Raw genomic sequence first — 23,814 nt, forward strand, 5'->3', positions numbered from 1 at the left:
AGGGACGAGGTCCCGGGCCCCGCGCCCGGGCGGATGGGGGGCGCAGCATGGGCGAGGTCGCGAGCGAGGTCGGCGTCTGGCCGCTCGAGCAGTTCCGTAGGCAGTTCGGGGACGCGGCGGACAGGCTGCTGCTCGTGACGGCGCCGGGCAGGACGGAGATCGCGGGCAACCACACCGACCACGAGGGCGGCACCGTCGTCGCCGGCGCGGTCAGGCGCTATGTCCAGGGCGTCGTCGCGCCGCGCACGGACGGCCGGGTGCGCGTGAAGAGCGAGGGGTACGACCTCGTAGAGCTCGACCTCCAAGACCTCGCGCCGCGCGCCGGCGAGCGGGAGACGTCGGCGGCGCTCGTGCGCGGCATCGCCGCCGGGATGGCGCGGGAGGGGCGCCCCTCGGGCTTCGACGCCTACCTCACGAGTGGCGTCGCCGTGGGCTCCGGGCTCTCGAGCTCGGCTGCCTTCGAGCTCGCGCTCGCCCAGGCGATGAACGGCCTCTGGGCCGAGGGGAGGCTGGACGCCGCCTCGCTCGCACTGGTCGCCCAGGCGGCCGAGCGCGACTACTTCGGCAAGCCCTGCGGCCTCATGGACCAGATGGCGGTCGCGCTCGGCGGCATCGCGCGCATGGACTTCTCCCGCGCGGGGCGGCCGGACGTGACCCGGATCGACTACGACTTCGCCGACGACGGCTTCGCGCTCTGCCTCGTCTCCGTGGGGGCCGACCACTCGGCCAACACCGCCGACTACGCGGCCGTGCCGCAGGAGATGCAGGCCGTGGCGCGGGCGTTCGGGAGGGAGGTCCTCTCCGAGGTCTCCGAGTCCGAGCTCCTCCATCACCTGGGGGAGGTCCGCGCCTCCCTGGGCGACCGGGCGGCCCTGCGCGCCCTGCACTACTTCAGGGAGGAGCGGCTCGTGGAGGCCCGCTTCCGCGCCCTCGAGGCGCACGACCTTGCGGCCTTCCTCGAGGCGACCACCCTGTCTGGCGCGTCGAGCGCCATGTACCTGCAGAACGTGTCGATCGGAGGCTCGGCGGAGCAGCCCGCGATGGTCGCGCTCGCGGTCGCCGAGGAGCTCCTCGGCGGGCGCGGCGCCGCGCGCATCCACGGCGGTGGCTTCGGCGGCACGATCCAGGCGTTCGTCCGCGCCGACGAGGCACAGGAGTTCTGCCGTGCCATGGACGAGGCGCTCGGCGGCGAGGTCGCCGAGGTGCTGGCGATCGACCCCGAGGGCGCGCGCTTCGCCTGGGCGTAGGCCACGGGCGCGTGGGGACCCGGGGCTGAGCGAGGCCACGGGTCCTGTGCCCCAAGCCCAGGGGTGCCCTAGCCCTCGTCGAGGAGGGCGGAGACGACCGAGAAGGTCGCCCGGTAGGTGCCGGGCGTCTTGCTCTCGCGGGGTCCCGCGACGTTGAGCGTGATGGCGCCGGGAAGGCCCGCGAGCCACGCGGCGGCGCGGCCGAGCTCCTTGGGGCCGGAGATGACGAGACACGGCCGGCGGAGGCTCGCCGCGAAGCGCACGGTCATCTCCGTCCCGCTCCTGGGCTGCAGGCCGGCGGGAGCGACGACGAGAGTGGCGTGGGAGTCGCGCACGTTCCAGGCGGTCCGCTCCACGTAGCCCTGCGACGCGCCCTCCCTGAGCTCGGGGTAGTCCTCGAGGAGGCCGGGAGCCGTGGGGCGGTCCTCGGCGAGGCCGCCCGGGGGGCACCAGCCGCAGATGGGGACGCCGTGCGAGCGGGCGGCGTCGAGGGCGGCCCGGTCGGCGCCGGTCTGGCCGCCGGAGCGGACGTAGGCGACGCGCGGCTGGTGCTCGATGATGCGAAGGGCCTCTGCCTGCTGGCTGGCGATGTAGGAGGAGCGGTCGGGGTCGGCGGCCTCGGCGACCTCCCACTGCGCGCGCGTGAGCGTCTCGTGACCGAGGCGGCGCGGCGAGATGAGGAGCTCGGTCAGGCCGATCGACTCGAAGGCGAGGCGCTCCACCTCGCGGATCGCCTCGGGCATGAGCCCGGACCCCTCGAGCTCCGGGCTCGTCTCGTAGTCGAGGGTAGCGGGGCCGGGGGTGGGGGTGCCGTCGGGGGAGAGGCCCGAGAGCCATATCCTTCCCATCGTCGCGCCGTGGGTCGCGAGCGTGCCGCGGACGATGTCGAAGCCGACCGCGCCGGAGCCGAGGTCTTCGGGAATCAGGGCGAGCGAGGCTGTCTCGAGGGGTTTGGGCTGCATCTGGGCTGGCCTTTCGTCTCGTTTGTGGGGTGCGCACCGAGTGACCGTCGGCGAGCGTGCCGCCGCACGCGGCGCCCCCGAGCGGGCGGGAGGCTCGCGGCGGGCGCCCCTCAGTCGACCATGCGGACGTACTCGATGCGCGGCTGGTCCTGCCTGGCGACGGTGCCGTTTGAGTCCTGGACGCCGACCTCCGCCAGGGCGTCGACCACCGCGAGCCCGGCGTCGTCGCTCACGTGGCCGAAGGCGGCGTACTTCCCGTTCAGGCTCGGGGCGTCCTGGTGGACGATGAAGAACTGGGAGCTCGCCGAGTCCGCCTTGGAGTTCCTCGCCATCGAGATCGTACCCCGCTTGTGCAGGATGGCGTTGGGCACGCCGTTCTCGGCGAACTCGCCCTTGATCCGCTGCGGCGAGCCGCCGGTGCCGTCGGCGGCGGGGTCGCCTCCCTGGACCATGAAGCCCTTGATGATGCGGTGGAAGGTGAGGCCGTCGTAGAAGCCTGAGTCCGCGAGGTCGGCGAAGTTGCTCACCGTGATGGGCGCGCTGTCGGCGTCGAGCTCGAGGGCGATGGTGCCCAGGCCGGCGACCGAGATCTCGGCGTGGTGGAGACCCGCGTCGTAGCAGTTGTCGAGGGGCGCCGTTAGGACGGCGTCGTCACGGGTGCCGTGCGTGCCGTCCGAGGACGCAGGGGCCGAGGAGGGGGTAGCGTCCGATGGGGGCGTGGAGTCCCCGTCCATGTCCGCGGCGTCGCCTTGCTGGGCCGGGGCGCCCGAGCAGGCGGACACGAACCCCGCCGAGGCCAGGAGCGCGGTGGTGGCGAGCAGCGAGCGCCTCGTGAGTCCGAGTTCCCTCCAGTCGAGCGTGCGTGGCATGAGGCCCCCTCCCGTCCGTGCGGGCCCCGAGGGGCCCTGCGTAGCGTGTGGGCCATGGTATCCCATGGTCATGGACATCTTGTGCACGCGGTGGCGAGCCGCCCGCGCGCGGGCATCGTGGCTAGGCCAAGGCGAGCCCGGAGGGGTCGCCCTGGCCGGTACGCGGGCGGGGCCGGGGCAACCTGCCCCGGCCCCGCCGGAAGTGGTGGTCCTTGTCGTACGTCTGGGGGTGAGACCCGCCTGGACGGGGCAGGGGAGGGCGCGAGCCCTACTCGAGCTCGAAGGCCCCGGTGTAGAGCTGGTAGTAGGTGCCGCGCTGGGCGATGAGCTCGTCGTGCGTGCCCCGCTCGATGATGCGGCCGTGGTCGAGGACGATGATCACGTTGGCGTTGCGGACCGTGGAGAGGCGGTGCGCGATGACGAAGGTCGTGCGGCCCTTCATCAGGGCGTCCATGCCGCGCTGCACGATCTGCTCGGTGCGCGTGTCGATGGAGCTCGTCGCCTCGTCCAGGATCATGACGGGCGGGTCGGCGACGGCCGCGCGCGCGATCGAGAGGAGCTGGCGCTGGCCCTGGGAGAGCTGCTCGGCGTTGTCGGTAAGCCAGGTGTCGTAGCCCTTGGGGAGGCGCTCGATGAAGGAGTCGGCGCCGGCGAGCCTCGCCGCCTGGACGCACTCCTCGTCCGTCGCGTCGAGGCGGCCGTAGCGGATGTTGTCCATCACGGTGCCGGTGAACAGGTTCACGTCCTGCAGGACGATGCCGAGGGAGCTGCGCAGGTCGGCCTTCCTGATTTTCTCGATGTTGATGCCGTCGTAGCGGATCTTGCCCTTCGAGATGTCGTAGAAGCGGTTGATCAGGTTGGTGATCGTCGTCTTGCCGGCCCCCGTGGCGCCGACGAAGGCGACCTTCTGCCCGGGCTTGGCGTAGAGGCTGACGTCGTGCAGGACCTCGTGGTCGGGCGTGTAGCCGAAGCTCACGTGCTCGAGGCGGACGTCGCCCTCGAGCGGCGTGTAGGTCACCTCGGAGCCGTCCGCGTGGGGGTGCTTCCAGGCCCAGAGGTCGGTGTGCACGTGGGTCTCCACGAGGGCGCCGCCCTCGGAGGCCATGTTGGTGAGCGTGACGTAGCCCTCGTCGGCCTCGGGCTCCTCTGCGAGCAGGTCGAAGATGCGCTCCGCCCCGGCCAGGCCCATGACCACGAAGTTGATCTGCTGGGAGGTCTGGCCGATCGAGCCGGCGAAGCGCTTGGTGAGGTTGAGGTAGGGGACGATGATGTCGACGCCCATGACCATGCCGGACAGGGCGAGGTTGGGGAAGGAAGTCGCCATCATGACGCCGCCGGCGAGCGCCGCCAGCACGTAGGCGAGGTTGCCGAGGTTGAAGAGGATGGGGCCGAGCGTGTTGCCGTAGATGTTGGCGTTCTTGGAGGCCTCGAAGAGCTCCTCGTTGACGCGGTCGAACTGCTCCTGCTCGGCAGCCTCGTGCGTGAAGACCTTGATGACCCTCTCGCCGTTCATGGCCTCCTCGGCGAAGCCCTCCTCCTTGGCGAGGGTTACCTGCTGGCGCAGGAAGAAGCGCGCGGAGCGGCCGCCGATGACCTTGACGAGCCAGCCCATGAGGAAGACGACGGCGAGCACGACCACGGTGAGGTCGAGGGAGTACCAGAGCATGACCACGAGGGTGAAGGCCATCTGCAGGAACATCGTGAGCAGGTTGGGCAGCGCCTGGCCGACGAGCTGGCGCAGGGTGTCCACGTCGTTGGTGTAGTGGCTCATGATGTCGCCGTGGGCGTTCTGGTCGAAGTAGCGGATCGGCAGGTCCTCCATGTGGTCGAACATGTCGTCGCGGACGTGCATGAGGGTGCCCTGGGTGATGACGGCGCCGAGCTGCGACTGGATGACGTTGCAGGCGAGCGCCACGGCGTAGACGCCGATGAGCTCGACCACGATGGGGACGATCTCGGCGCGCGCGCCCGCCCAGTCGCCGGCCTGCCAGTAGCGGCCGATCACGTCGATCGCCCGCTGCATGTAGACGGCGGGCAGGGACGTGAGGAGCGCCGCCACCACGATCGTCACGATCATGATGGTGAGCATCACGGGGTAGAACGAGAAGACGAGCCGGATCGTCCTCGCGAGCGTGGCCATCGGGTGCGCAGCCGCCTTCCCGCGGCCGCCCTGGGCGGCGCCCTCCTCCGGGGTGGGGCCGCCCTTCGCGCGCCCGTCCTTCTCGGCCTCCTTGGCGTCGATTGCGTGCCTACTCATGGTCATGCACCTCCTCGGTTGCGACCTGTCCCATCTTGAGGTCGTGGGACTGCTTGTTCTGCGACGTGTAGGTCTCGCGGTAGATGTCGCTCGTGCGCAGCAGCTCCTCGTGGGTGCCGATGGCCGAGATCCGGCCGTCGTCCATCACGACGATGCGGTCCGCGTCCTCGACCGAGCTGGTGCGCTGGGCGATGATCACCTTGGTGGTCTCGGGGATGTAGTCCCTGAAGCCCTTGCGGATGAGCTTGTCGGTCTTGGTGTCGACCGCGCTCGTGGAGTCGTCCAAGATCAGCACCTTCGGCTTCTTGAGCAGGGCCCTGGCGATGCAGAGGCGCTGCTTCTGGCCGCCGGAGACGTTGGTGCCGCCCTGGGTGATGTGGGTGTCGTACTTGTCTGGCATGAGCTGGATGAACTCGTCGGCCTGGGCGAGCTTGCACGCCTCGACGAGCTCCTCGTCGGTGGCGTCGGGGTCGCCCCAGCGCAGGTTCTCCTTGATCGTGCCGGTGAAGAGCACGTTTCGCTGGAGCACCACGGCCACCTTGTCGCGCAGGGTGTCGAGGTCGTACTCGCGCACGTCGTGACCGCCCACCCTGACCGTGCCCTCGGTCGCGTCGTAGAGGCGGCAGATGAGCTGCACGAGGGTGGACTTCGACGAGCCGGTGCCGCCGATCACGCCTATGACCTCACCGCTCCTGACGTGCAGGTCGATGTCGGTCAGGGCCATGCGATCCGCGTCGGCGGAGTACTCGAAGCTCACGTGGTCGAAGTCGATCGAGCCGTCGGGGACCTCGGTGAGCGCGTCCTCGGGGCTCGCAAGGTCGGGCTGCTCGAGGAGCACCTCGCAGATGCGCCGCGCGCTCTCCTCGCTCATGGTGACCATCACGAAGATCATGGAGAACATCATGAGCGAGATGAGCATGGAGAAGCTGTAGGTGATGAGGGCGGAGAGCTGCCCCACCTGCATTGCGGCTCCGGCGGACTCGACGATCGCCTTGGAGCCGAAGTAGATCACGAAGGTGTAGACGACGTCGACGGCCAGGTTCATCAGCGGCATGTTGTTGGCCAGGATGCGCTCGATGTGGACGAAGTCGTGGTAGAGCGCGCCCGAGGCCGCGTTGAACTTCTCCTTCTCGTGCTCCTCGCGCACGAAGCCCTTCACGACGCGGATGCCGGAGACGTTCTCCTCGACCGAGTCGTTCAGGCGATCGTACTTGCGGAAGACCCGCTTGAACATCGGCATCACCTTGGCGGCGATGAGGAAGAGCAGGAACCCGAGGACGATGGAGACGGCGACGTAGACCGTCGCCATGGGGCCGCCGGTGACGTAGGCCATCACGATCGCGAAGACGAGCATCATGGGGCTCCTGATCGCGGTTCTGATGATGTTCATATAGGCGAGCTGCACGTTGTTGGCGTCGGTCGTGAGGCGCGTCACGAGCGAGCTCGTCGAGAAGCGGTCGATGTTGGAGAACGAGAAGCGCTGGATGCTCGCGAACATGTCGTGGCGCAGGTTCTTGGTGAAGCCGGTCGCCGCTATGGAGCAGGTGACGCCTGCCGCGGCGCCGCATGCGAGCGAGAGGATCGCGAGGCCGACAAGGACGACGGAGGTCCTGCCGATCGCGTCGAGGCCCGCCCCGGCCTGCATGGAGTCGATGAGGCTCGCGGTGATGAACGGGATGATGCACTCGATCACGACCTCGCCCACGACCAGCACGGGCGTGACCAGCGACGTCGTACGATACTCTCGGATGGAGGCGCCGAGCGTCGAGAGGATCTTCCCCAGGGTGAGGTCGGCCGCGGCGCCCGTGCGCTGGTGGCTCTCGACCTCCTGCTCCCGCTTGATGGCGGCCTGCTGCTCCGCCGTGAACCTCTGCCTAGCCATTGGCATTCCCCCTCTTCTCTTTCTTCTCGCGCCAGTGCGTGAGGAGGGCGTCGAGCAGGTCCGCGAGCCGCTCGCGCTCGCTCGCGTCCAGCGCGCCCAGGAAGTCCTCCCTGAACTCGTTCTGCTGTGCACGAAGGCGCTGCGCCTCCGCGTGGCCCTCCGGCGTGAGCGCGATGGAGCGCTTCCGCGCGTCGTCCGCGCAGACGCTCTTGGTCACGAAGCCCTTCGACTCGAGCTTCCCCACGACCTCCGAGAGCGCGGCCGAGCTGATGCCCATCTCGTCCTGCAGCCCCCGCAGGTCCTGCCTGCCGTCCTCCTCGAGCAGGCGGATGAGCACGTGGCTCATGCCGCCCCTCCCGCCCCCGTGGGCGTGGAGGAAGCTCCCGAGGCAGGCGATGTCTCGGACGATCCTGTGGTCGACCATCCAGTCGTCCCGGGCCTCGCCGCACGGCTCGTCGCCGCCTGCGTCCCTTTCCGCCATCGCCCCTCCCTTCGTCCGTGTCGTTCCAGGTTGCGTAGGGAATGCTAGGTACCTAGAGAAAAAGAGTCAAGGTACCGAGGGATTAAACCTTCGGTACCTTGACAACTACACATTTCGTGGCGGTGCGGACGGTGCCGGCCGCAGCGCGCGGCCGTCGGTGCGGCCAGGCGCCGCCGGTCAGGGCCGCGTCCGGCGGCCTGCCCTCCCTAGCGGCGCTCCGCGAACGCGATGGTCTCGAGCAGGATGCGCGCGAGGGCGCGCGGGTCCTGCTTGGGGACGGAGTGCCCCAGCCCCTCGAGGACGACCAGCCGCGCATCGGGCACGGCGGAGAAGATCGCGCGCGTCTCCGAGGGCTCGATCACGTCGAACTCGCCGGCGACGACGGTGGTCGGGCAGCGGACGGCGGCGAGGGAGGCGGCGCCGATGTGCGGCTCGACCTCCATGAGCCGCAGCAGCTCGGCCTCGCGGGCTGCCTCGTCGGGGGTGGGGGAGAGCAGCGCGGGGTCGACGGCGCCGGAGCGGACGAGCGCGGCCCCCTCGCCCTCGCGCCACCAGGCCGCCCACGCCTCGAGCGACGCGCGCGCGGACTCGAGCCAGCCGTCCTCGTCGCGCACGCCCTCGGGCGTGAGGTTGGCCCCGACTGCGACGAGGCTCCTCACGAGCTCGGGCCTGTCGCGGGCGAGGAGCAGCCCCTCGATGGCGCCGTCGGAGAAGCCCAGGACGTGCGCGGGGGAGAGGCCGAGCCCCTCGAGGGCGCCCGCGGCGTCTGCGGCGAGGAGCTCGTAGGTGAGCGGCGCGGACCCCCTCGTCGAGCGGCCCTGGGCGCGCGAGTCGAGGGCGACCACGGGGTGGCCCGCCCGCACGCAGGCGTCGACGACGGGACCGAAGATCGCATGCTCCTCACCGTTGCCGTGGAGCATGAGCACGGGGGTGCCAGCGAGGTCCTCCCCGTAGACGAAGGCGGCGATGCGGGCGCCGTCGGGCGTGACGTGGGCGCAGGCCCTGTCGGGCGGCGTGGCCGGGCGCGCGTAGGGGCGCGGGAAGTGGGGCGCCGGGGGAGCGGGCGGGCGCCGGCGCCTCGCCGGTCGCTCGGGCCCCCTGTCCTTCTCCGCCATGCCTACCTCACCTGCGACGGGTGCTTCTCGAAGAAGTCGAAGCGCGGGGGGAGCTCGACGAGGGCGTGGTCGCAAGGCCCCTCGCCGAGCGCCTCGCAGAGCTCCCAGGGCTCCTTGAAGGCGTTCTCCCAGGAGAAGAACAGATCGTGGGGGAAGCCAAGGTAGTCGCAGATCCGCTCGCAGCCGGCGGGCGCGGCGGGGTGCATGAGCAGCGTCAGGGTGCGCAGGCAGGCGAAGGCGTTGGCGAGGGCCTGGCGGTAGGCGGCCTCGTCGTCCTTGGCGGCCTTGGACTCGTCGCCCCAGCGCTTGTTGGCCTCGCGCCCGAACGCCTCGGCCACGGCCAGCGCGCCGTGCGCGTCGAAGAGGTAGGCCGCGCGCTCGAAGGCGAGGGTCGCCTCGGTGCAGGACCGCGCCACCTCCTCCGTCGCGCGCTCCTCCATGAGGTGGCCGCCGCAGGCGCGCTGCGCGCCGTACAGGCAGCTGCGGGCGATGCGGTTGAAGATGTTGGTCAGGAAGGCCGACTCCTTGAGGGCGGGGTCCACCACCCTGGGGTCGTCCCGCACGAGGACCTCCTCGCCGGTCGCCTTGTCCTTGTGGCTGACGGAGGTGTCGTAGGGCTTCGGCGCGAAGGAGACGGCCTTCTGGTCGAGGCCGAGCGAGAGCCAGTGGCAGCGCAGCTGCTCGGCGGTGTAGTGCTCGAGGAGCTCCGCGGCCATCGGCGGCTTGATGGCGCCTGAGGAGGAGGCCTTCTTGTTCATGAAGAGGATGTGGTAGTTGGCGATGGGGGTGTCCTGGAACAGGCCCCAGTCGAGCGCCTCCCACATCGCGGGCTGGGCCACGCAGTAGAAGTAGATGTTGTCCTGGCCGATGAACTGGTAGACCTTGGCGTCGTCGGCGCACCACCAGTCGCGCCAGTCGGTGGAGGAGTAGCGGCCCTCGGGCGCGAGGGCGAGCGCGGTCTGCACGAAGCTGATCGGCGCCCAGAGCGACTCGGGCCAGCACCAGACCGTGAGGCCGTGGGTGTCCTCGAGGTCGGGGGCGGGCACGCCCCACTCGATGTTGCCGGTGATGCGGAAGGGCAGCAGGGTCTTTCCGGTGCGGAAGCGCACCCCCGCCCCCTCGAGGACCTCGCGCGCGGCGTCGCGCTCGCGCCAGTCGGAGAACTCGACGGAGAAGGACGACTGGTTGGACTCCGCCTCGTGGACGGTGTGGGCCGGCAGCCTCCCCTCGCAGGCGTCGAAGCTCTCGCGGAACTTGTTCTGGACGTAGATCACGGGCGCGACGAGGGTCTCGCGCACCGTCTTGGTGACGATGGCGCGCACCTGCGGGTCCTTGTCCCACCGCTCCATGAGCTCGTCGAGCGTGCCCCTGAACTCGGGCAGGTCGAAGTACCAGTTGTCGACCGGGCGCAGCTCGGGGGTGGTGCCGGTCAGCTGCGAGACGGGGTTGATGAGCTCCTCGGGGTCGAACTGGTGGCCGAGGTCGCACTCGTCTGCGTAGGCCTTCTCGGACTTGCACCCGCGCACCGGGCAGCGGCCCTGGACCTGGCGGCCGTTCAGGAACTGGCCGGCCTTCACGTCGAAGAACTGGCGGGTGCTCATCTTGTGGAGGTAGCCGCGCTCATGCAGGCGCTCGATGACCTCGGCGGAGAGGCGCGCGTGGAACTCGCGGGCGGGCTCGAGCCCGGAGCCGGCGAACAGGTCGAGGCTCACGCCGTAGGCGTCGAGGGCGGCCTTCTGCGCCTCGTGGTTGGCGCTCACGTAGTCGGTGATGGTCCCTTCGTAGCCCTCCTCGGCGACCTTCTTGCGGTAGCCCTCCATGATGGGCGAGCCGTAGCAGTCCGTGCCGGAGACGAACAGCACGTTCTCGCGGCCGATGCGGTCGCGCAGGAAGCGCGCGAAGAAGTCGGCCGGCACGAAGACGCCGCCGATGTGGCCGAAGTGCAGGTTCTTGTTGCCATAGGGCATGCCGCCGGTGATGACGGCGCGGTGCGGGAACGCGGGGCGCGTGCCCGCGGAGGCTTCTGGAGACATTCGTGCTTCCTTGTCACTCGTGCAGGGCGCCCGTGCGCCCAGCCGACTCATAAGTGCTATGAATTATCCCACAACGGCGCGGGCGTGGCCGGCTGGGCAAAGCGCCTCGCCGGGGGAGGGGGCGCGCATGGTGCGGGACCAGGGGCGCGGCGCCGATCGGGGCGCGGCGAGCGCGCACGAGGGCGAGAAGGACGCGTCGTCCGGGCGCGTCGTGCGCGAGGTGAACGTCCTCGAGGACGAGGGCCTCCGCCGCCAGATGACCCTGGGCTCGCTCGCCGTCGGGGCCGTCGGCTGCGCGGTCTCCCTGGCCTGGGCACTCGCGCCCGGACCCTCCCACGAGGGCGTCGGCCCCGCCTGGCTCCTCGCCCTCACCCTCGTCTCGCTCGCCGCCCTGCCCGTCCACGAGCTCGTCCACGCGGCGGCCTTCAGGCTCGCGGGAGGGCCGGGGACGCGCGTGCGCTTCGGCCGCGAGCCCGGCATGCTCACCACCTCGGCCTTGGGGACCGTCTTGCCACGCGCGCGCTTCACGGCCGTCCTTCTCGCCCCTATGGTGCTGCTGAGCTGCGCCTTCCTCGTCGTGTGTGCTACCTTGTCCCTGCCGCTGCTCGGCTGGTGGCTCTTCGTGCTCCACCTCGCGGGCTGCACCGGGGACCTCGCGATGGCCTGGGCCATCGCGAGGACGCGCGGGGCGACGAGGGTCGAGGACTGCGAATTCGGGATACGGCTGCTCGCGTAGCGGGCGGGATGGGGGTCACATGCGAGGAAGGCGAAGGCTGCTCCTGCACGCCTGCTGCGCCCCGTGCTCGCTCGAGCCGGTCAAGTACCTGCGCGAGGAGGGCTTCGAGCCGACCATCTGCTGGACGAACCCCAACATCCAGCCCGTGGCCGAGCACGACCTGCGCCTCGAGGTGCTGCGCGCGTGGGCGGCCGACGTCGCGCACGTGGAGCTCGTCGTCGGCGCGGACGACCGGGAGGCGTGGGAGCGCGTCGTGGCCCCCGCTGGCGCCGATCGGGCGCGCCGCTGCCGCGCCTGCTACGCGGTGCGCCTCCAGGAGGCCTGCCGCGTGGCGCGTCGCGAGGGCTTCGAGTACGTGAGCACCACGCTGGCGGTCTCGCCGTACCAGCTTTTCGACGAGTGCCGCGAGGTGCTCGAGGCGACGGCGCGCGCCAACGGGCTGACCCCGGTCTGGCGCGACTTCCGCCCGCACTACCCGGAGTCCGTGACGGAGTCGCGCGGGCTGGGGATGTACCGGCAGAACTACTGCGGCTGCCGCTTCAGCGCGGCCGAGGCCGCCGACGAGCGCCACCGGGCGCGCGACGAGCGCAAGGCGGCCAAGGCGGCCGCCCGCGCCGAGCGCGCCGCGGCCGGGGCGGGGGCGGCAGAGGGGGCGCGCTCGCGCTGAGGCCCGCCGTCGCGCCGCGCTCGCGGGTGCGCGCGTGCCGTTCCCGTGCACGTCCTTCTCGCACGCCGACGGGTGGGCGATAATTGTCATAACAAAGTGGCGACGGCGCCACGACGAAGAGAAGGGCAGAGCATGGGCTTCCTCAGCAAGATCATGGGTGCGGGCGCCCCCACCCCCAGCGTCCCCAAGGCGGCGCGCTTCAGGACCGAGCCGGACGCCATCTACGTGCCGGTCTCGGGCCTGCTTGTACCCCTCGACAAGGTCAACGACAAGACCATCTCCCAGGGGATCTTCGGCGCGGGCGCGGCGATCCTGCCGATGGGCGACGTGGTCTTCGCCCCTGCGGACGGCCGCGTCGAGGTCACCATGGTCACCAACCACGCCATCGGCATCAGGACGGCGGACGGCGCGGACGTGCTCGTCCACGTCGGCATCGACACGGTGAAGATGGACGGCAAGGGCTTCGAGCGCTTCGTCGAGGCGGGGGAGAACGTCTTCGCCGGTCAGCCCCTCCTCGCCTTCGACGCCGACAGGATCGTGGAGGCGGGCTTCGACCCCACGGTCATCGTCTCCGTGACCAACGCGGACGAGCGCGCGGTGGCCCTGGTCGCCGAGAGCGGCACCAAGATCGACGGCATGCCCCTGCTCAAGGTCGGCGAGCCCCTTCTCAGGGTCGGGTAGCGGCCCTCGGGCCCTGCGGCGGGCCCGGCGGGCGAGCCGTGGGCGCGCTCGCCCGCCGCAACCCCCCTCGCGCCCGACGCGCTAGAATGGGCGGTCGGCGCGGGGAGACCGGCGCCAGGACCCGAGGAGAGGACCCGCATGCGTACCGACGACTTTGACTACCCACTGCCCGACGAGCTCATCGCCCAAGCCCCGGCGGAGCCGAGGGACTCCTGCAGGCTCCTCGTCCTGAACCGCGAGGACGGCTCGCTCGAGCACAGGCGCTTCCGCGACGTGGGCGACTACCTCGAGCCCGGCGACCTGCTCGTCGCCAACCGCACGCGCGTCATGCCCGCGCGCCTGATGGGGCACAAGGCCGGCAGCGGCGGCGTCGCGGAGACGCTGCTGCTCAAGCGCCGCGAGGACCTCGACCCCCTGGGCGGCGTCTGGGAGTGCCTGGTCAAGCCGGGCAAGCGCCTCAAGCAGGGCGCGCGCATCGAGTACCGCGAGGGCGGCGCCCACGCGCCCCTGGGCTGGCCGGTCGTGCTCACGGCCGAGGTCGTCGACTACCTCGAGGACAACCGCGGCGGCCGCCTCGTGCGCTTCGAGCCCGCGGAGGGGCTCACGCTCGACGAGGCCATCCACAAGGCGGGCCACGTGCCCCTGCCGCCCTACATCACCCAGTACGAGGGGGACCCCGAGAAGTACCAGACGGTCTACGCGATGCGCGAGGAGCACTCGGCCGCGGCCCCGACCGCGGGCCTGCACTTCACGCCCGAGCTGATCGGGTCTTTGCGCGAGAGGGGCGTGGGCTGGCAGACCGTCGAGCTCGAGGTGGGCATCGACACCTTCCGGCTCGTCGAGGAGGACGACCCGACCCAGCATGTCATGCACACCGAGCGCTACCACGTCCCGCAGGAGGTCGTCGACGCGGTGCACGCCACCAAGGCGGCCGGCCACCGCGTGATCGCCGTTGGCACCACGTCGGTGCGCTCGCTCGAGAGCGCCTTCGACCCCGAGGCGCCCGTCTCGGAGCCGCCCATGGTCGCGTGCCGCTTCGAGGACGCGCCGGATTCCGCGAGGACCCTCGGCAGGGGAGACCTCGTCGAGCGCAGGGACGCCAAGACGCAGCTCTACCTCATGCCCGGCTCCACCTACCACGTGGTGGACGGCCTCATCACCAACTTCCACGTGCCGCGCTCGACCCTCATGATGCTCGTGTCCGCCTTCGCCACGCGCGAGCAGATCATGGCCGCCTACCAGGCCGCGATCGACGAGCGCTACCGCTTCCTGAGCTTCGGCGACGCGATGCTGATCCGCTAGGGGGCGCTGCCGCCGCCCTTGTCCCCGCTCGTCGCCGCGCGGGCGGGGCGGGGGCGCTAGCGCCTCTGGGTGAAGTACCAGAGCGCGACTATAGCCACGGCGAGAAGGACGACGCACGCGAGGACGAAGACGGCGCGCGAGGCACGCGTCCTGCGCTTGAGCTCGGCCGCCGTGCGCTTGAGGGCGTCGACCTCGGCCTGCTTGGCGTCCGCGTCGCGCTTCTCGTTCGCGATGCGCTCCCTCAGGCCCTGGGTGGTGGCGGGGTTGCCGTGGATCTCGTTCGCCTCGCCGAGGATCTGCCGGGCGGCCTCGACGCGCCTGTCGGCCGCCTCCTTGGCCTTCGTCGCCTCCTTGGCGGCGTCCTCCCTCGCCTTGGCCTGGTCCTCGAGCTGCTTCTCCTCGGCGCTCGCCTGCTTGAAGAGGCGCTCGTACTCCTCCTTGCGCGCGGTCGCCTCCTGCTTGGTGGAGCTGACCTCGCGCTCGGCCTCCTCGGTGAGCACCTGGCGGGAGACGAGCTCGCGCTGGGCGGCGTCGACGGCCTCGGCGCACTCGGCGCTGATGCGCGCCACGTCGCCCTTGGCGGTCTCGATGTGGGAGAGCTCCAGCTCGCGCTCCGCCTTGACCTTCTCGATGGCGCCGGGTACGGCCTGTGCGTCGCCCTCGAGGGCGGAGATCTCCGCCTCGAGCTTGCGGAGGCGCTCCTGGGCGCTGTCCACGTCGCGGTTGGCGGTCTTGAGGCGCTGGTCGCGCCTCTTGGTCTCGTCTGCGACCCTGGACTCGGCGCCCTTGAGCACACGCTTGGCGTCGGCGAGCTTGCGGGCCGAGTCGTCCGCGCGGCTGCGCGAGGAGTCCATGAGGTTCCTGAAGGGGCGTAGTTCGCGCTCGTGGTCCGCCTTCATCCGCTCGAGGTCGGCGAGCAGCCTGCCGCGCTCCTCCGTGAGGGAGGCGGCCCTCTCGGCGGAGCGGGCGGAGGCGGCGGAGGCCGTCTTGATCTCGGCGTTCTGGGCCGAGAGGATCTGCGGGTAGTCGCGCTCGACCTGCTCGCGATGTGCGAGGAGGTCGCGGTCGTCTTGGAGCATCTGGCGGAGCTGGCGCAGCTCGGTCTGGGCGGCGCCGAGGTCCTTGTTGGCCTTGCGCACCTTCCTCAGGGCGGAGAAGCCCCCGGTCAGGGCGGAGCGGCCCTTCGTGCCCTTGTCGCGCCTGGGCCTCGCGGCGTCCTTCTCGGCCCCGCCCCTCTCGGTCCCGGCCGTCCCGGCGTCCGCCTGGGCGGCCTGTCGACTCGGCGTGGTGTCGGGTGCTGCCTTCCGTGCGTGCCTTGCCATTGCCGTCCTTTCGAGGGTGCCGATAGCCGGGGTTCGCGCGGGGCCGCACGTGCGGCCCCGCCCAGTCTTAGAAGATACACCACGCCGCCGCAGGCCCTGCCACGCGGGGTGCGGCGCCGCGAATCAACATGTTTGGGGCGCGTCGCGCGCCTTGGACCGCGGGCCCCCGCCCTCGCTCACCGAATTGGGGAGGCCGTTCGTGGGGAATATCCTGCCGTCTCCCGACCGATTTGCGCGCAAGTCTTGGTGTTCTTATAAGGAAATCGGCGGTGGGTGCAAGAAGTCGCAGTTGGACGTCCGGATTGTGTGTAAAATGCATTTCGTTTCGTTTAAGATAGTCGGTAGTGCATGGGGCGTACCCATGTGAGCGCAAGGAGAAGAAGGAGCACCATCATGGTTTCTAAGCAGACGACGATTGTCAACGCCACTGGTCTTCACGCTCGTCCCGCCTCCGTCTTCGTGACCGAGGCCAAGAAGTACCAGTCCTCCGTCACCATCAAGGACGTGGACAAGGGCACCGCCCCCGTGAACGCCAAGTCCATCATGATGATCCTCGCCGCCGGCATGGGCTCTGGCACCAAGGTCGAGGTCGCGTGCGACGGCCCCGACGAGCAGCAGGCCCTCGACGCCCTGATCGCCCTCATCGACGGCGGCTTCGGCGAGTAGACGCGCCTTCGCACGACCATACGCGCACCATCCGCCCGGCGCCTCGCGCCGGGCTTTTTGTTCTAGGGGCGCAGCCCGCCGCCCGCGGGCCGCGCGAGAGAGGAGGGCCCATGGCAGACGGACAGCCCGGCCGCGAGGACGGGGGGCAGGGCCGCTGGTTCGGCTACGACATCGTCGCGGAGGACCCGGAGACGCACGCGCGGGCGGGCGTCCTGCACACGCCCCACGGCGACGTCCCCACGCCCATCTTCATGCCGGTGGGGACCAAGGCGACCGTGAAGGGCGTCCTGCCGAGTCAGCTCGAGGAGCTGGGGGCGAAGATCATCCTCGCCAACACCTACCACCTGAGCCAGCGGCCCGGCGAGGCCCTGGTCCGCGAGATGGGCGGCTTGCACGAGTTCATGCGCTGGGACGGGCCGATCCTCACGGACTCGGGCGGCTTCCAGGTATTCAGCCACGCGGACAACGTGCGCCTCTCGCGCGACGGCGTGACCTTCCGCACCGTCGACTACGACGGCACCTACGTCACCTGGACGCCCGAGCGCAACATGCAGATCGCGGAGAGCCTGGGCGCCGACATCGTGATGCAGCTCGACCAGTGCCCGGGCTACCCCTCGCCGCGCTCCTTCGTCGAGCGCGCCGTCGAGCTCTCGAGCCTGTGGGCCGAGCGCTGCTGGCAGAGCCACACGAGGGCCGACCAGGCGCTCTTCGGCATCGTCCAGGGGGGCATGCACCTGGACCTGCGCCTGAGGAGCCTGCGGCACCTCGAGGAGTGCGGGGACTTCCCCGGCTACGGCATCGGGGGCTACTCGGTCGGCGAGGACCACGAGACGATGTTCGAGACCCTGGCGCCGCTCGTCTCAGACCACATGCCCAAGGGCAAGCCGCGTTACCTCATGGGGGTGGGCAACCCCACGACGCTCGTGCGCGGCGTCGCGTGCGGCATAGACATGTTCGACTGCGTCCTGCCGACGAGGACGGCGCGCATGGGCACGGCCTTCTCCACCGAGGGGAAGCTCAACCTCAAGAACGCGCGCTTCACGCACGACCACGAGGTGCTCGAACCCGGCTGCGGCTGCCCGGCCTGCGCGGGAGGCTTCACCCGCGCCTACCTGCACCACCTCGTCCGGCAGCACGAGATCCTGGGCGCCACGCTCGTCTCGCTCCACAACCTCTACTTCCTCCTCGAGCTCATGAGGCGGGCGCGCCAGAGCATTCTCGACGGCACCTACGGCTCCTTCGTGCGCGACTGGATGGACCTCCCGGTGTCCCGGGAGTTCTAGGGGCTCGAGGCGGCGCGGAGCCTCCACGCGGGACGCGTGGGGCGCGCCCACATATAATGGTTGGGCTGAACCCGTAGGGCGGCTGCGTCCGCCCCGATCGTGAGGACGTTTCTATGGCGAGAAAGAACGACCCCTCCGGCCAGCCGAGCGGCGTGGACCGCTGGAAGGCCTCCGAGGGGACACAGGGGAGGGCGCCCCGCGGCTCGCGCGGCGGTAGGCGCAGGGTGTCGCGCGACAGGAGGCGCTACCTCACCACGCTCGTGGTCCTGCTCGTGGCGCTCGGCGTCTGCGTCTTCGGCTTCACGCCCCTGGGCGAGAAGATCACGCAGGGCCTCGACATCCGGGGCGGCGTCTCCGTCATCATGACGGCGACCACCTCCGATGGGGGCACTCCGAGCTCGGAGGACATGGCGACGGCCACCCAGATCGTGCAGCAGCGCGTCAACTCCCTCGGCGCGAACGAGGCGAGCGTCCAGCAGCAGGGGTCCAGCTCGATCCTGGTGCAGATCCCCGGAGCGACCGACGCGGAGTCGACCGTCGCCGCCATCGGCCAGACGGGCCACCTCGAGTTCGTCCGCCTCGACGAGATTGGCGACGCGGACGCGCTCGCCAAGCTCAACACGGGCACCGAGGGCGTCAAGCTCAAGGAGGGCACCTACACCGCCTTCCTCGACGGTTCCTCCATCACCCAGACCTCGGTGGGCCAGGCCTCCAACGCCTCGACCGGATACTATGCGGTCAACATCACCTTCGACGACGAGGGAACGAAGGAGTTCGCCGAGGTGACCAAGGAGCTCGCCCCCACCAACGGTAGGATCGCGATCGTGCTCGACGGCGTCGTGGAGTCCGCCCCGGCGGTGCAGAGCGAGATCACGGACGGCAAGGTGTCCATCACCGGGCAGTTCACCCTCGACAAGGCGACGAGCCTCAAGACGGTCCTCGACTCCGGCTCGCTGCCCGTCACGCTCACGATGAGCGAGAGCCGCGTCGTGGGGCCGACCCTCGGCCAGGACTCGCTCAACCAGGGCATCGTCGCCATCGGCGTCGGCGTGGCGCTCGTGGTCGTCTACCTGTTCTTCTTCTATCGGGGCCTGGGGCTGCTCACCATGGGCTCGCTCGCCGTCTTCGGGATCATCTACCTGGGGATGCTCGCCCTGCTCTCGTCCTTCGGGGCGTTCTCACTCACCCTGCCGGGCCTTGCCGGCATCGTGCTGACGACCGGCTCTGCGGCCGACTCCTCGATCCTCGTGCTGGAGCGCTTCCGCGAGGAGATACGCATGGGGCGCAGCATCAAGAACGCCTCTGTCAGCGGCTCCAAGCACGGGGTCGCCACCTCGCTCGACGCTGACGTCGTCACCCTCGTGACCGCGCTCGCCCTCTTCTTCGTCGCGGTCGGCTCGGTCAAGGGCTTCGGGCTCACGCTCGCCCTCGGCGTCGTGTGCGACGTGATCACGATGTTCTGCTTCAAGGTCCCCATGCTGAGGCTGCTCGCCGCGGGTCCCATCGAGCGCCATCCCGGGTTCTGGGGCGTGACCGCAGACGTCGCGGAGGGAAGGAAGAAGACCGAGGCCGCGCGCTCGGCGGCCGTGAAGGGGGGTGCGCGCGATGCGTAGCCACTTCTCCCACGAGATAGCGTTCATCGCCCACCGCAGGCAGTTCCTGGCCGTCTCCGTCGCGCTCGTCGCGCTCGCGCTGGTGGGCCTCGTGGTGCGCGGGCTCGTGCTCGGCATCGAGTTCCGCGGCGGCACCCAGATAGACTTCAACGGCACGGGCGACGTCACGATCGAGCAGCTCCGCTCGGCGCTCGCCGACGCGGGCGAGCAGGACCCGACGGTCCAGACGACCCTCGCGAACGGCGTCGAGGGCTTCCTCGTCCGCTCCGACACGACCGACGCCACCGTGGCGACCCAGCACGCGGCGCAGACGGCAGAGGAGCTCGGCCTCCCCTCGGACTCCTACACGGTCACCACGATCGGCCCCGACTGGGGCGCCGACATCACGCGCTCCTCGCTCGCGGCCTTCTTCGTGGCCATCCTCGCGATCATCGCGTACGTCTCGATCCGCTACGAGTTCAAGATGTCGATCGCGGCGGTCGTGGCCCTCGTGCACGACCTCGTGATCACGGTCGGCGTCTACGCCTGGACCCAGATCCCCGTCACGCCCAACGTCGTCGCCGCCCTCCTCACGATCATGGGCTACTCGCTCTACGACACGGTGGTGGAGTTCAACCGCACCAACGAGAACGCCAAGCAGCTCAAGGACGGCGTCCACCGCACCTACTACCAGATCTGCAACTTCTCGATCAACGAGGTCTTCATCCGCTCGATAAACACGACGCTAACGACCATCGTCCCGGTCATCTGCATGCTCGTCATCGGCGGCGAGACCCTCAAGGGCTTTGCCTTCGCGCTACTCGTCGGCGAGCTGCTCGGCACCTACTCGAGCTTCGCCGTCGCCTCGCCGCTGCTGGCCGTCTGGAAGACCCACGAGCCCAAGTGGGCGAAGCTCGAGGCGAAGTACGGCGCCTCTGCCTCTGCGGCCGCGCCGGCCAAGGGCGCGGAGTAGCCCCATGGCAGGCCTCGCCACAAGCCCGCGCTGGAAGATCCTCGGCGCCGACGCCGGGGCCGAGGAGGCCCTTGTCTCCGAGCTCGGCGTCTCGCCGCTGGTCGCCCGCGTCATGGTGGCGCGGGGGCTTGCGGACGTGGAGGAGGCGCGCCGCTTCCTCGCGCCCTCGCTCGAGCGCGACTGGGTGGACCCCCTGGCGATCCCCGGCATGGCGGAGGCCACGGACCGCGTCATGGGCGCGATCGCGAGGGGCGAGACGATCGCGGTCTTCGGCGACTTCGACGTGGACGGCATGTCGGCCACCTGCATCCTGACGCTGGGCCTCAGGCACTTCGGCGCCAAGGTGTCGCCCTTCATCCCGCATCGCTTCGGCGAGGGCTACGGCCTCTCGCGCGAGGCGCTCGACCGCGTCATCGAGGCCTGCCACCCGGACCTCCTGGTGACGGTCGACAACGGCATCGCGGCCGCAAAGGAGGTCGCGTGGCTGCTCGACCAGGGCGTCGACGTGGTGGTGACCGACCACCACGAGCCGGGCGACCTCGTGCCCGCAGGCGTCCCCGTCGCGGACCCCAAGATCGGCGGGGGCTGCCCCTCCCGGGAGCTTGCGGGCGCCGGCGTCGCGCTCAAGATGGTTTCGGAGGTCGGGCGCAGGGACGGCGAGCCCGACTTCTGGCGCGGCCTCACCGACCTCGCGACCCTGGGCACCATCTCCGACATGATGCTGCTCAGGGGCGAGAACCGCGCGCTCGTCGCGGACGGCATCGAGCGGCTCCGCCGCACGGGTCGGCCCGGCCTCGTCGCGCTCGCGGCGACGGCAGGGGTGGACCTGGCCTCGGTCACCGCGGACGCGCTGCCCTTCTCGCTGATACCCCGCCTCAACGCCGCGGGGCGCATGGGCACCACCGACGTGGCCTTCGACCTGCTCATCTCAGACGACGCCGCCGAGGCGGCGGTGCTTGCCGGCAAGCTCGAGCGCATCAACGGCGAGCGCCGCGAGATCGAATCGGACCTCGCCGAGCAGGCCATGGCCGTGCTCGACGCGACCTATGACGGCGGGCGCGTGGCGGTCGTGGGCGGCGAGGGCTGGCACGAGGGCGTGAAGGGCATCGTGGCGAGCCGGATCGTGAACCGCTACCACGTGCCCGCGATCCTGTTCACCATCTCGGACGGCGTGGCGCGCGGCTCCGGGCGGAGCGTGGGGTCGGTCGACCTCTTCCACGCGGTCGAGCAGTGCTCCGACCTCCTCGTGCGCTTCGGGGGGCACGCGGGCGCCGTCGGCGTCACGCTCGAGGCCGCCAACCTCGACGCCTTCCGCGACCGGCTCGAGGAGGTCCTGGACCGGCTGCCGGCCGAGCAGTTCCAGGACACGGGCGAGGTCACCACCCTCGTGAGCCTCCAGGAGATGACGATCGACAACATCGCCTCGCTCGAGGTGCTCCAGCCGTTCGGCCAGGGCAACAAGAAGCCCCTCCTCGGGGCCTGCGGCGTGCTGATGAAGAACCGTTCCCGCGTGGGCTACTCCAACAACCACCTGTGCTTCTCGGCCACCGACGGCTTCACGACGGTGCCGGCCATCATGTTCCGCGCACCGGACATCGAGCACGCGAGCGCGTACGACGGCGCCGTCGACCTCGTCTTCGACGCGGTGAACGAGGTCTGGCAGGGGCGCTGCAAGCCCAAGCTCATGGTCAAGGACATCATCTACCGCGACGCCGCGCCCGCCGCGTCCGCGGGCGCGCCCGCCGCCGGCGCGGCACGGGCCGCCTCGGGCTCCCCGTGCCCGCCTGCGCAGCCGGAAAGCCTCGCCGACGAGCTCTTCTCCCGCGCGGACGAGGTGCTCTCGCGCGACGAGTTCGCCGGGATCGCTGAGGCGTCGAGCTTCCTCACCAAAGCGGTCGGCGTGAGCTTCGGCGACCGCCAGCAGGTTATATCCGAGCTCGCGCCGGGCGAGGTGCTCGCGGTCGTGCACGAGGCGGACAACCCCGCCGACAAGTGCGCGGTCGCCCTCAGGGACCCCGCGGGCCGCAAGGTCGGCTTCCTGCGCCGCCAGATCGCGGCTGCGATCGCCCCGCTGATCGACGACGGGGTGCGCTACGAGGCTTCGGTCCGCGAGGTCACCGGAGGGGGCGACGGGCGTGCCTTCGGCGTGAACGTGCAGGTCGCGCGCATCGGGGGCGCCGGCGGCGCCGGTCGTGGGGACGACCCCGCGAAGCTCGCGCGCGCCGAGCTCTCCTCCCTCGGCGGCGCCGAGCTGACCGACAGGCTGCGTCGCCACCTGATCGGCGACCACGAGCTGCTGCCCGCCCAGAAGGCGGCCCTCGACCTGCTCGCCCAGGGGAGGCCCACCCTCTGCGTGATGGCGACGGGCCGGGGCAAGTCCCTCGTCTTCCACGTCCACGCGGCGCGCGAGGCTCTTCTCGCCCATCGCGCGAGCGTCTTCGTGTACCCGCTGCGCGCCCTCGTCTCCGACCAGGCCTTCCACCTCAGGGAGAGCCTGGGGCCGCTGGGCGTGCGCGTGCGCGTGCTCACGGGCGAGACCTCGCCCGACGAGCGCGACGAGGTCTTCGGCGCGCTTTCGGCCGGCGAGGTCGACGTCGTCCTCACGACCCCCGAGTTCCTCGAGATTCATGCGCGCCGCCTCTCCGCCGGCGAGGTCGGCTTCGTCGTGATCGACGAGGCCCACCACGCGGGCACGGGCGAGAGGGACGCCTACGCGGGGCTTCCCGAGGCGCTGCGCCGCCTCGGCTCGCCGACCGTGTGCGCGGTGACGGCGACCGCCTCCACGCCGGTCGCCACCAGGGTCTGCCAGCTGTTCGGCATCCGCCACGACGCGGTCGTGGTCGACCAGAGCGTCCGGGCGAACCTCGAGCTCGAGGACCACCGCGAGCTGCGCGACCGCGAGGCCGCCCTCGTGTCGGTCGTGGCGGCGGGCGAGAAGACCATCATCTACGTGAACTCGCGCGAGCAGTCGGTGAGCCTCGCGCGGATGCTGCGGCACGCCCTGCCGGACCTCGCGCCCCGCGTCGCCTTCTACAACGCGGGCCTGACGCGCCCGGACCGCACGCGCGTCGAGGAGGCCTTTCGATCCGGAGCGCTGAGCTGCATCGTCTCGACCAGCGCCTTCGGCGAGGGCGTCAACCTGCCCGACATCAGGAACGTCGTCCTCTACCACCTGCCCATGGGGTCGGCGGAGTTCAACCAGATGAGCGGCCGCGCCGGGCGCGACGGAGAGCGGGCCCGCATCTGGCTCATGTACGGCAGCCGCGACGCGCGCATAAACGAGAGGATCCTCTCGTCCTCGGCGCCCTCGCGCGAGGACCTCGTGACGCTGTACCGCACGCTCACGAGGATGGCGCGCCAGTGCCTCTCCAAGGGGTCGCCCGAGGCCTGCGAGGTAGACGGCTCCTTCGCCCTCAACAACGCCGACATCGCGCAGTCCGCCCTCGAGGTGGACCCCTGCTCCAGGCTCGACGAGCGCTCCGTCTCCTGCGGCGTCTCGATCTTCCGCGAGCTTGGGCTGCTCACGACCCGTGGCTACGGCTCCTCGCGCCACATCCAGATGAGCCCGAGCCCGGAACGGGTCGACCTCGAGAGCTCCATCCGCTACCTCGAGGGCCAGCGCGCCCGGGATGATTTCTCGGAGTTTGCGGCTTGGGCGCTCTCGTCGCGCCCGCAGGAGATTCTGTGTAGAATCAACAGACCAATAACGCCGTCGTTCGGCGACGTCGTCGACCGATAGGGGGGTC

Annotated in this window: 18 protein-coding genes; 10 read left to right on the plus strand and 8 right to left on the minus strand. The window is 70.6% G+C overall.

Translation table 11 applies throughout. The annotated features are described in order from the left end of the window. The first annotated feature begins 47 nt into the window (after positions 1 to 47). Positions 48 to 1,247: a galactokinase gene (locus tag VXJ25_RS00800; RefSeq protein ID WP_330957306.1), complete on the plus strand. Its 1,200-nt coding sequence runs from the start codon at positions 48 to 50 to the stop codon at positions 1,245 to 1,247. A gap of 68 nt (positions 1,248 to 1,315) precedes the next feature. Here the strand turns inward: VXJ25_RS00800 and VXJ25_RS00805 are convergent, their stop codons facing one another. The 7 genes from VXJ25_RS00805 to VXJ25_RS00835 form a co-directional block, all read right to left on the minus strand. Further along, positions 1,316 to 2,209, minus strand: a complete 894-nt coding sequence (locus VXJ25_RS00805; RefSeq protein ID WP_330957307.1) for a YpsA SLOG family protein — start codon at positions 2,207 to 2,209, stop codon at positions 1,316 to 1,318. Between the two features lie 110 nt (positions 2,210 to 2,319). Next, positions 2,320 to 3,078, minus strand: coding sequence for a peptidylprolyl isomerase (locus VXJ25_RS00810; RefSeq protein WP_330957308.1), 759 nt, complete (start codon positions 3,076 to 3,078; stop codon positions 2,320 to 2,322). A gap of 268 nt (positions 3,079 to 3,346) precedes the next feature. Next, the gene (locus VXJ25_RS00815) at positions 3,347 to 5,335 is read right to left on the minus strand and encodes an ABC transporter ATP-binding protein (RefSeq protein ID WP_407941889.1); all 1,989 of its coding nucleotides are present in this window, start codon (positions 5,333 to 5,335) and stop codon (positions 3,347 to 3,349) included. Further along, the gene (locus VXJ25_RS00820; protein WP_330957309.1) at positions 5,328 to 7,217 is read right to left on the minus strand and encodes an ABC transporter ATP-binding protein; all 1,890 of its coding nucleotides are present in this window, start codon (positions 7,215 to 7,217) and stop codon (positions 5,328 to 5,330) included. Before VXJ25_RS00820 ends, VXJ25_RS00815 begins: the two co-directional genes overlap by 8 nt. Beyond that, positions 7,210 to 7,698 (minus strand): MarR family winged helix-turn-helix transcriptional regulator, encoded by a 489-nt coding sequence (locus VXJ25_RS00825; protein ID WP_330957310.1) that lies wholly within the window; start codon positions 7,696 to 7,698, stop codon positions 7,210 to 7,212. The genes VXJ25_RS00820 and VXJ25_RS00825 overlap by 8 nt, the downstream gene beginning before the upstream one ends. 206 nt (positions 7,699 to 7,904) lie before the next feature. Beyond that, complete coding sequence (locus tag VXJ25_RS00830; RefSeq protein ID WP_330957311.1) at positions 7,905 to 8,813, minus strand: alpha/beta fold hydrolase; 909 nt, start codon at positions 8,811 to 8,813, stop codon at positions 7,905 to 7,907. Positions 8,814 to 8,815: 2 nt separating this feature from the next. Further along, positions 8,816 to 10,846, minus strand: a complete 2,031-nt coding sequence (locus VXJ25_RS00835; protein WP_330957312.1) for a class I tRNA ligase family protein — start codon at positions 10,844 to 10,846, stop codon at positions 8,816 to 8,818. Between the two features lie 127 nt (positions 10,847 to 10,973). Between VXJ25_RS00835 and VXJ25_RS00840 the strand changes: the two genes are divergently transcribed. The 4 genes from VXJ25_RS00840 (at position 10,974) to queA (ending at position 14,232) form a co-directional block, all read left to right on the plus strand. Further along, positions 10,974 to 11,582, plus strand: coding sequence for a DUF3267 domain-containing protein (locus VXJ25_RS00840; protein ID WP_330957313.1), 609 nt, complete (start codon positions 10,974 to 10,976; stop codon positions 11,580 to 11,582). A 19-nt stretch (positions 11,583 to 11,601) separates the two neighbouring features. Then, a complete protein-coding gene (locus VXJ25_RS00845; RefSeq protein ID WP_330957314.1) occupies positions 11,602 to 12,249 on the plus strand; it encodes an epoxyqueuosine reductase QueH in 648 nt (215 codons plus the stop codon). A gap of 132 nt (positions 12,250 to 12,381) precedes the next feature. Beyond that, complete coding sequence (locus tag VXJ25_RS00850) at positions 12,382 to 12,930, plus strand: PTS sugar transporter subunit IIA (RefSeq protein ID WP_330957315.1); 549 nt, start codon at positions 12,382 to 12,384, stop codon at positions 12,928 to 12,930. Positions 12,931 to 13,068: 138 nt separating this feature from the next. Then, on the plus strand, positions 13,069 to 14,232 hold the full coding sequence (gene queA, locus VXJ25_RS00855; protein ID WP_330957316.1) for a tRNA preQ1(34) S-adenosylmethionine ribosyltransferase-isomerase QueA: 1,164 nt from the start codon (positions 13,069 to 13,071) through the stop codon (positions 14,230 to 14,232). A gap of 56 nt (positions 14,233 to 14,288) precedes the next feature. Here the strand turns inward: queA and VXJ25_RS00860 are convergent, their stop codons facing one another. Further along, positions 14,289 to 15,554, minus strand: a complete 1,266-nt coding sequence (locus VXJ25_RS00860; protein ID WP_330957317.1) for a coiled-coil domain-containing protein — start codon at positions 15,552 to 15,554, stop codon at positions 14,289 to 14,291. 393 nt (positions 15,555 to 15,947) lie between these two features. Between VXJ25_RS00860 and VXJ25_RS00865 the strand changes: the two genes are divergently transcribed. The 5 genes from VXJ25_RS00865 to recJ all read left to right on the plus strand — a co-directional run bounded on the left by VXJ25_RS00865 (position 15,948) and on the right by recJ (position 23,807). Next, positions 15,948 to 16,220, plus strand: a complete 273-nt coding sequence (locus VXJ25_RS00865) for an HPr family phosphocarrier protein (RefSeq protein WP_330957318.1) — start codon at positions 15,948 to 15,950, stop codon at positions 16,218 to 16,220. A 110-nt stretch (positions 16,221 to 16,330) separates the two neighbouring features. Beyond that, positions 16,331 to 17,503: a tRNA guanosine(34) transglycosylase Tgt gene (tgt, locus tag VXJ25_RS00870; RefSeq protein ID WP_330957319.1), complete on the plus strand. Its 1,173-nt coding sequence runs from the start codon at positions 16,331 to 16,333 to the stop codon at positions 17,501 to 17,503. A 113-nt stretch (positions 17,504 to 17,616) separates the two neighbouring features. After that, positions 17,617 to 19,116 carry a protein translocase subunit SecD gene (secD, locus tag VXJ25_RS00875; RefSeq protein ID WP_330957320.1) on the plus strand — a complete coding sequence of 500 codons (1,500 nt, stop codon included), beginning with the start codon at positions 17,617 to 17,619 and terminating at the stop codon, positions 19,114 to 19,116. Next, positions 19,109 to 20,068 carry a protein translocase subunit SecF gene (gene secF, locus VXJ25_RS00880; RefSeq protein WP_330957321.1) on the plus strand — a complete coding sequence of 320 codons (960 nt, stop codon included), beginning with the start codon at positions 19,109 to 19,111 and terminating at the stop codon, positions 20,066 to 20,068. Before secD ends, secF begins: the two co-directional genes overlap by 8 nt. Before the next feature lie 4 nt (positions 20,069 to 20,072). Beyond that, entirely contained in the window at positions 20,073 to 23,807 is a 3,735-nt protein-coding gene (gene recJ / locus VXJ25_RS00885) for a single-stranded-DNA-specific exonuclease RecJ (RefSeq protein ID WP_330957322.1), read from the plus strand. Positions 23,808 to 23,814 lie beyond the last annotated feature (7 nt).

Origin of the sequence: Olsenella absiana, assembly GCF_036408855.1 — a bacterium.
In the GTDB taxonomy this organism is placed as follows: domain Bacteria; phylum Actinomycetota; class Coriobacteriia; order Coriobacteriales; family Atopobiaceae; genus Olsenella_K; species Olsenella_K absiana.

What these genes read in the sequence shown, in the direction of transcription:
- queA (WP_330957316.1), top strand. Translation starts at nt 13,069, where the DNA reads ATGCGTACCGACGACTTTGACTACCCACTGCCCGACGAGCTCATCGCC.
- tgt (WP_330957319.1), top strand. Translation starts at nt 16,331, where the DNA reads ATGGCAGACGGACAGCCCGGCCGCGAGGACGGGGGGCAGGGCCGCTGG.
- VXJ25_RS00865 (WP_330957318.1), top strand. Translation starts at nt 15,948, where the DNA reads ATGGTTTCTAAGCAGACGACGATTGTCAACGCCACTGGTCTTCACGCT.
- VXJ25_RS00805 (WP_330957307.1), bottom strand. Translation starts at nt 2,209, where the DNA reads ATGCAGCCCAAACCCCTCGAGACAGCCTCGCTCGCCCTGATTCCCGAA.
- VXJ25_RS00810 (WP_330957308.1), bottom strand. Translation starts at nt 3,078, where the DNA reads ATGCCACGCACGCTCGACTGGAGGGAACTCGGACTCACGAGGCGCTCG.
- VXJ25_RS00845 (WP_330957314.1), top strand. Translation starts at nt 11,602, where the DNA reads ATGCGAGGAAGGCGAAGGCTGCTCCTGCACGCCTGCTGCGCCCCGTGC.
- VXJ25_RS00800 (WP_330957306.1), top strand. Translation starts at nt 48, where the DNA reads ATGGGCGAGGTCGCGAGCGAGGTCGGCGTCTGGCCGCTCGAGCAGTTC.
- VXJ25_RS00825 (WP_330957310.1), bottom strand. Translation starts at nt 7,698, where the DNA reads ATGGCGGAAAGGGACGCAGGCGGCGACGAGCCGTGCGGCGAGGCCCGG.
- secF (WP_330957321.1), top strand. Translation starts at nt 19,109, where the DNA reads ATGCGTAGCCACTTCTCCCACGAGATAGCGTTCATCGCCCACCGCAGG.
- VXJ25_RS00820 (WP_330957309.1), bottom strand. Translation starts at nt 7,217, where the DNA reads ATGGCTAGGCAGAGGTTCACGGCGGAGCAGCAGGCCGCCATCAAGCGG.
- recJ (WP_330957322.1), top strand. Translation starts at nt 20,073, where the DNA reads ATGGCAGGCCTCGCCACAAGCCCGCGCTGGAAGATCCTCGGCGCCGAC.
- VXJ25_RS00850 (WP_330957315.1), top strand. Translation starts at nt 12,382, where the DNA reads ATGGGCTTCCTCAGCAAGATCATGGGTGCGGGCGCCCCCACCCCCAGC.
- VXJ25_RS00840 (WP_330957313.1), top strand. Translation starts at nt 10,974, where the DNA reads ATGGTGCGGGACCAGGGGCGCGGCGCCGATCGGGGCGCGGCGAGCGCG.
- VXJ25_RS00830 (WP_330957311.1), bottom strand. Translation starts at nt 8,813, where the DNA reads ATGGCGGAGAAGGACAGGGGGCCCGAGCGACCGGCGAGGCGCCGGCGC.
- VXJ25_RS00860 (WP_330957317.1), bottom strand. Translation starts at nt 15,554, where the DNA reads ATGGCAAGGCACGCACGGAAGGCAGCACCCGACACCACGCCGAGTCGA.
- VXJ25_RS00835 (WP_330957312.1), bottom strand. Translation starts at nt 10,846, where the DNA reads ATGTCTCCAGAAGCCTCCGCGGGCACGCGCCCCGCGTTCCCGCACCGC.
- secD (WP_330957320.1), top strand. Translation starts at nt 17,617, where the DNA reads ATGGCGAGAAAGAACGACCCCTCCGGCCAGCCGAGCGGCGTGGACCGC.
- VXJ25_RS00815 (WP_407941889.1), bottom strand. Translation starts at nt 5,335, where the DNA reads ATGAGTAGGCACGCAATCGACGCCAAGGAGGCCGAGAAGGACGGGCGC.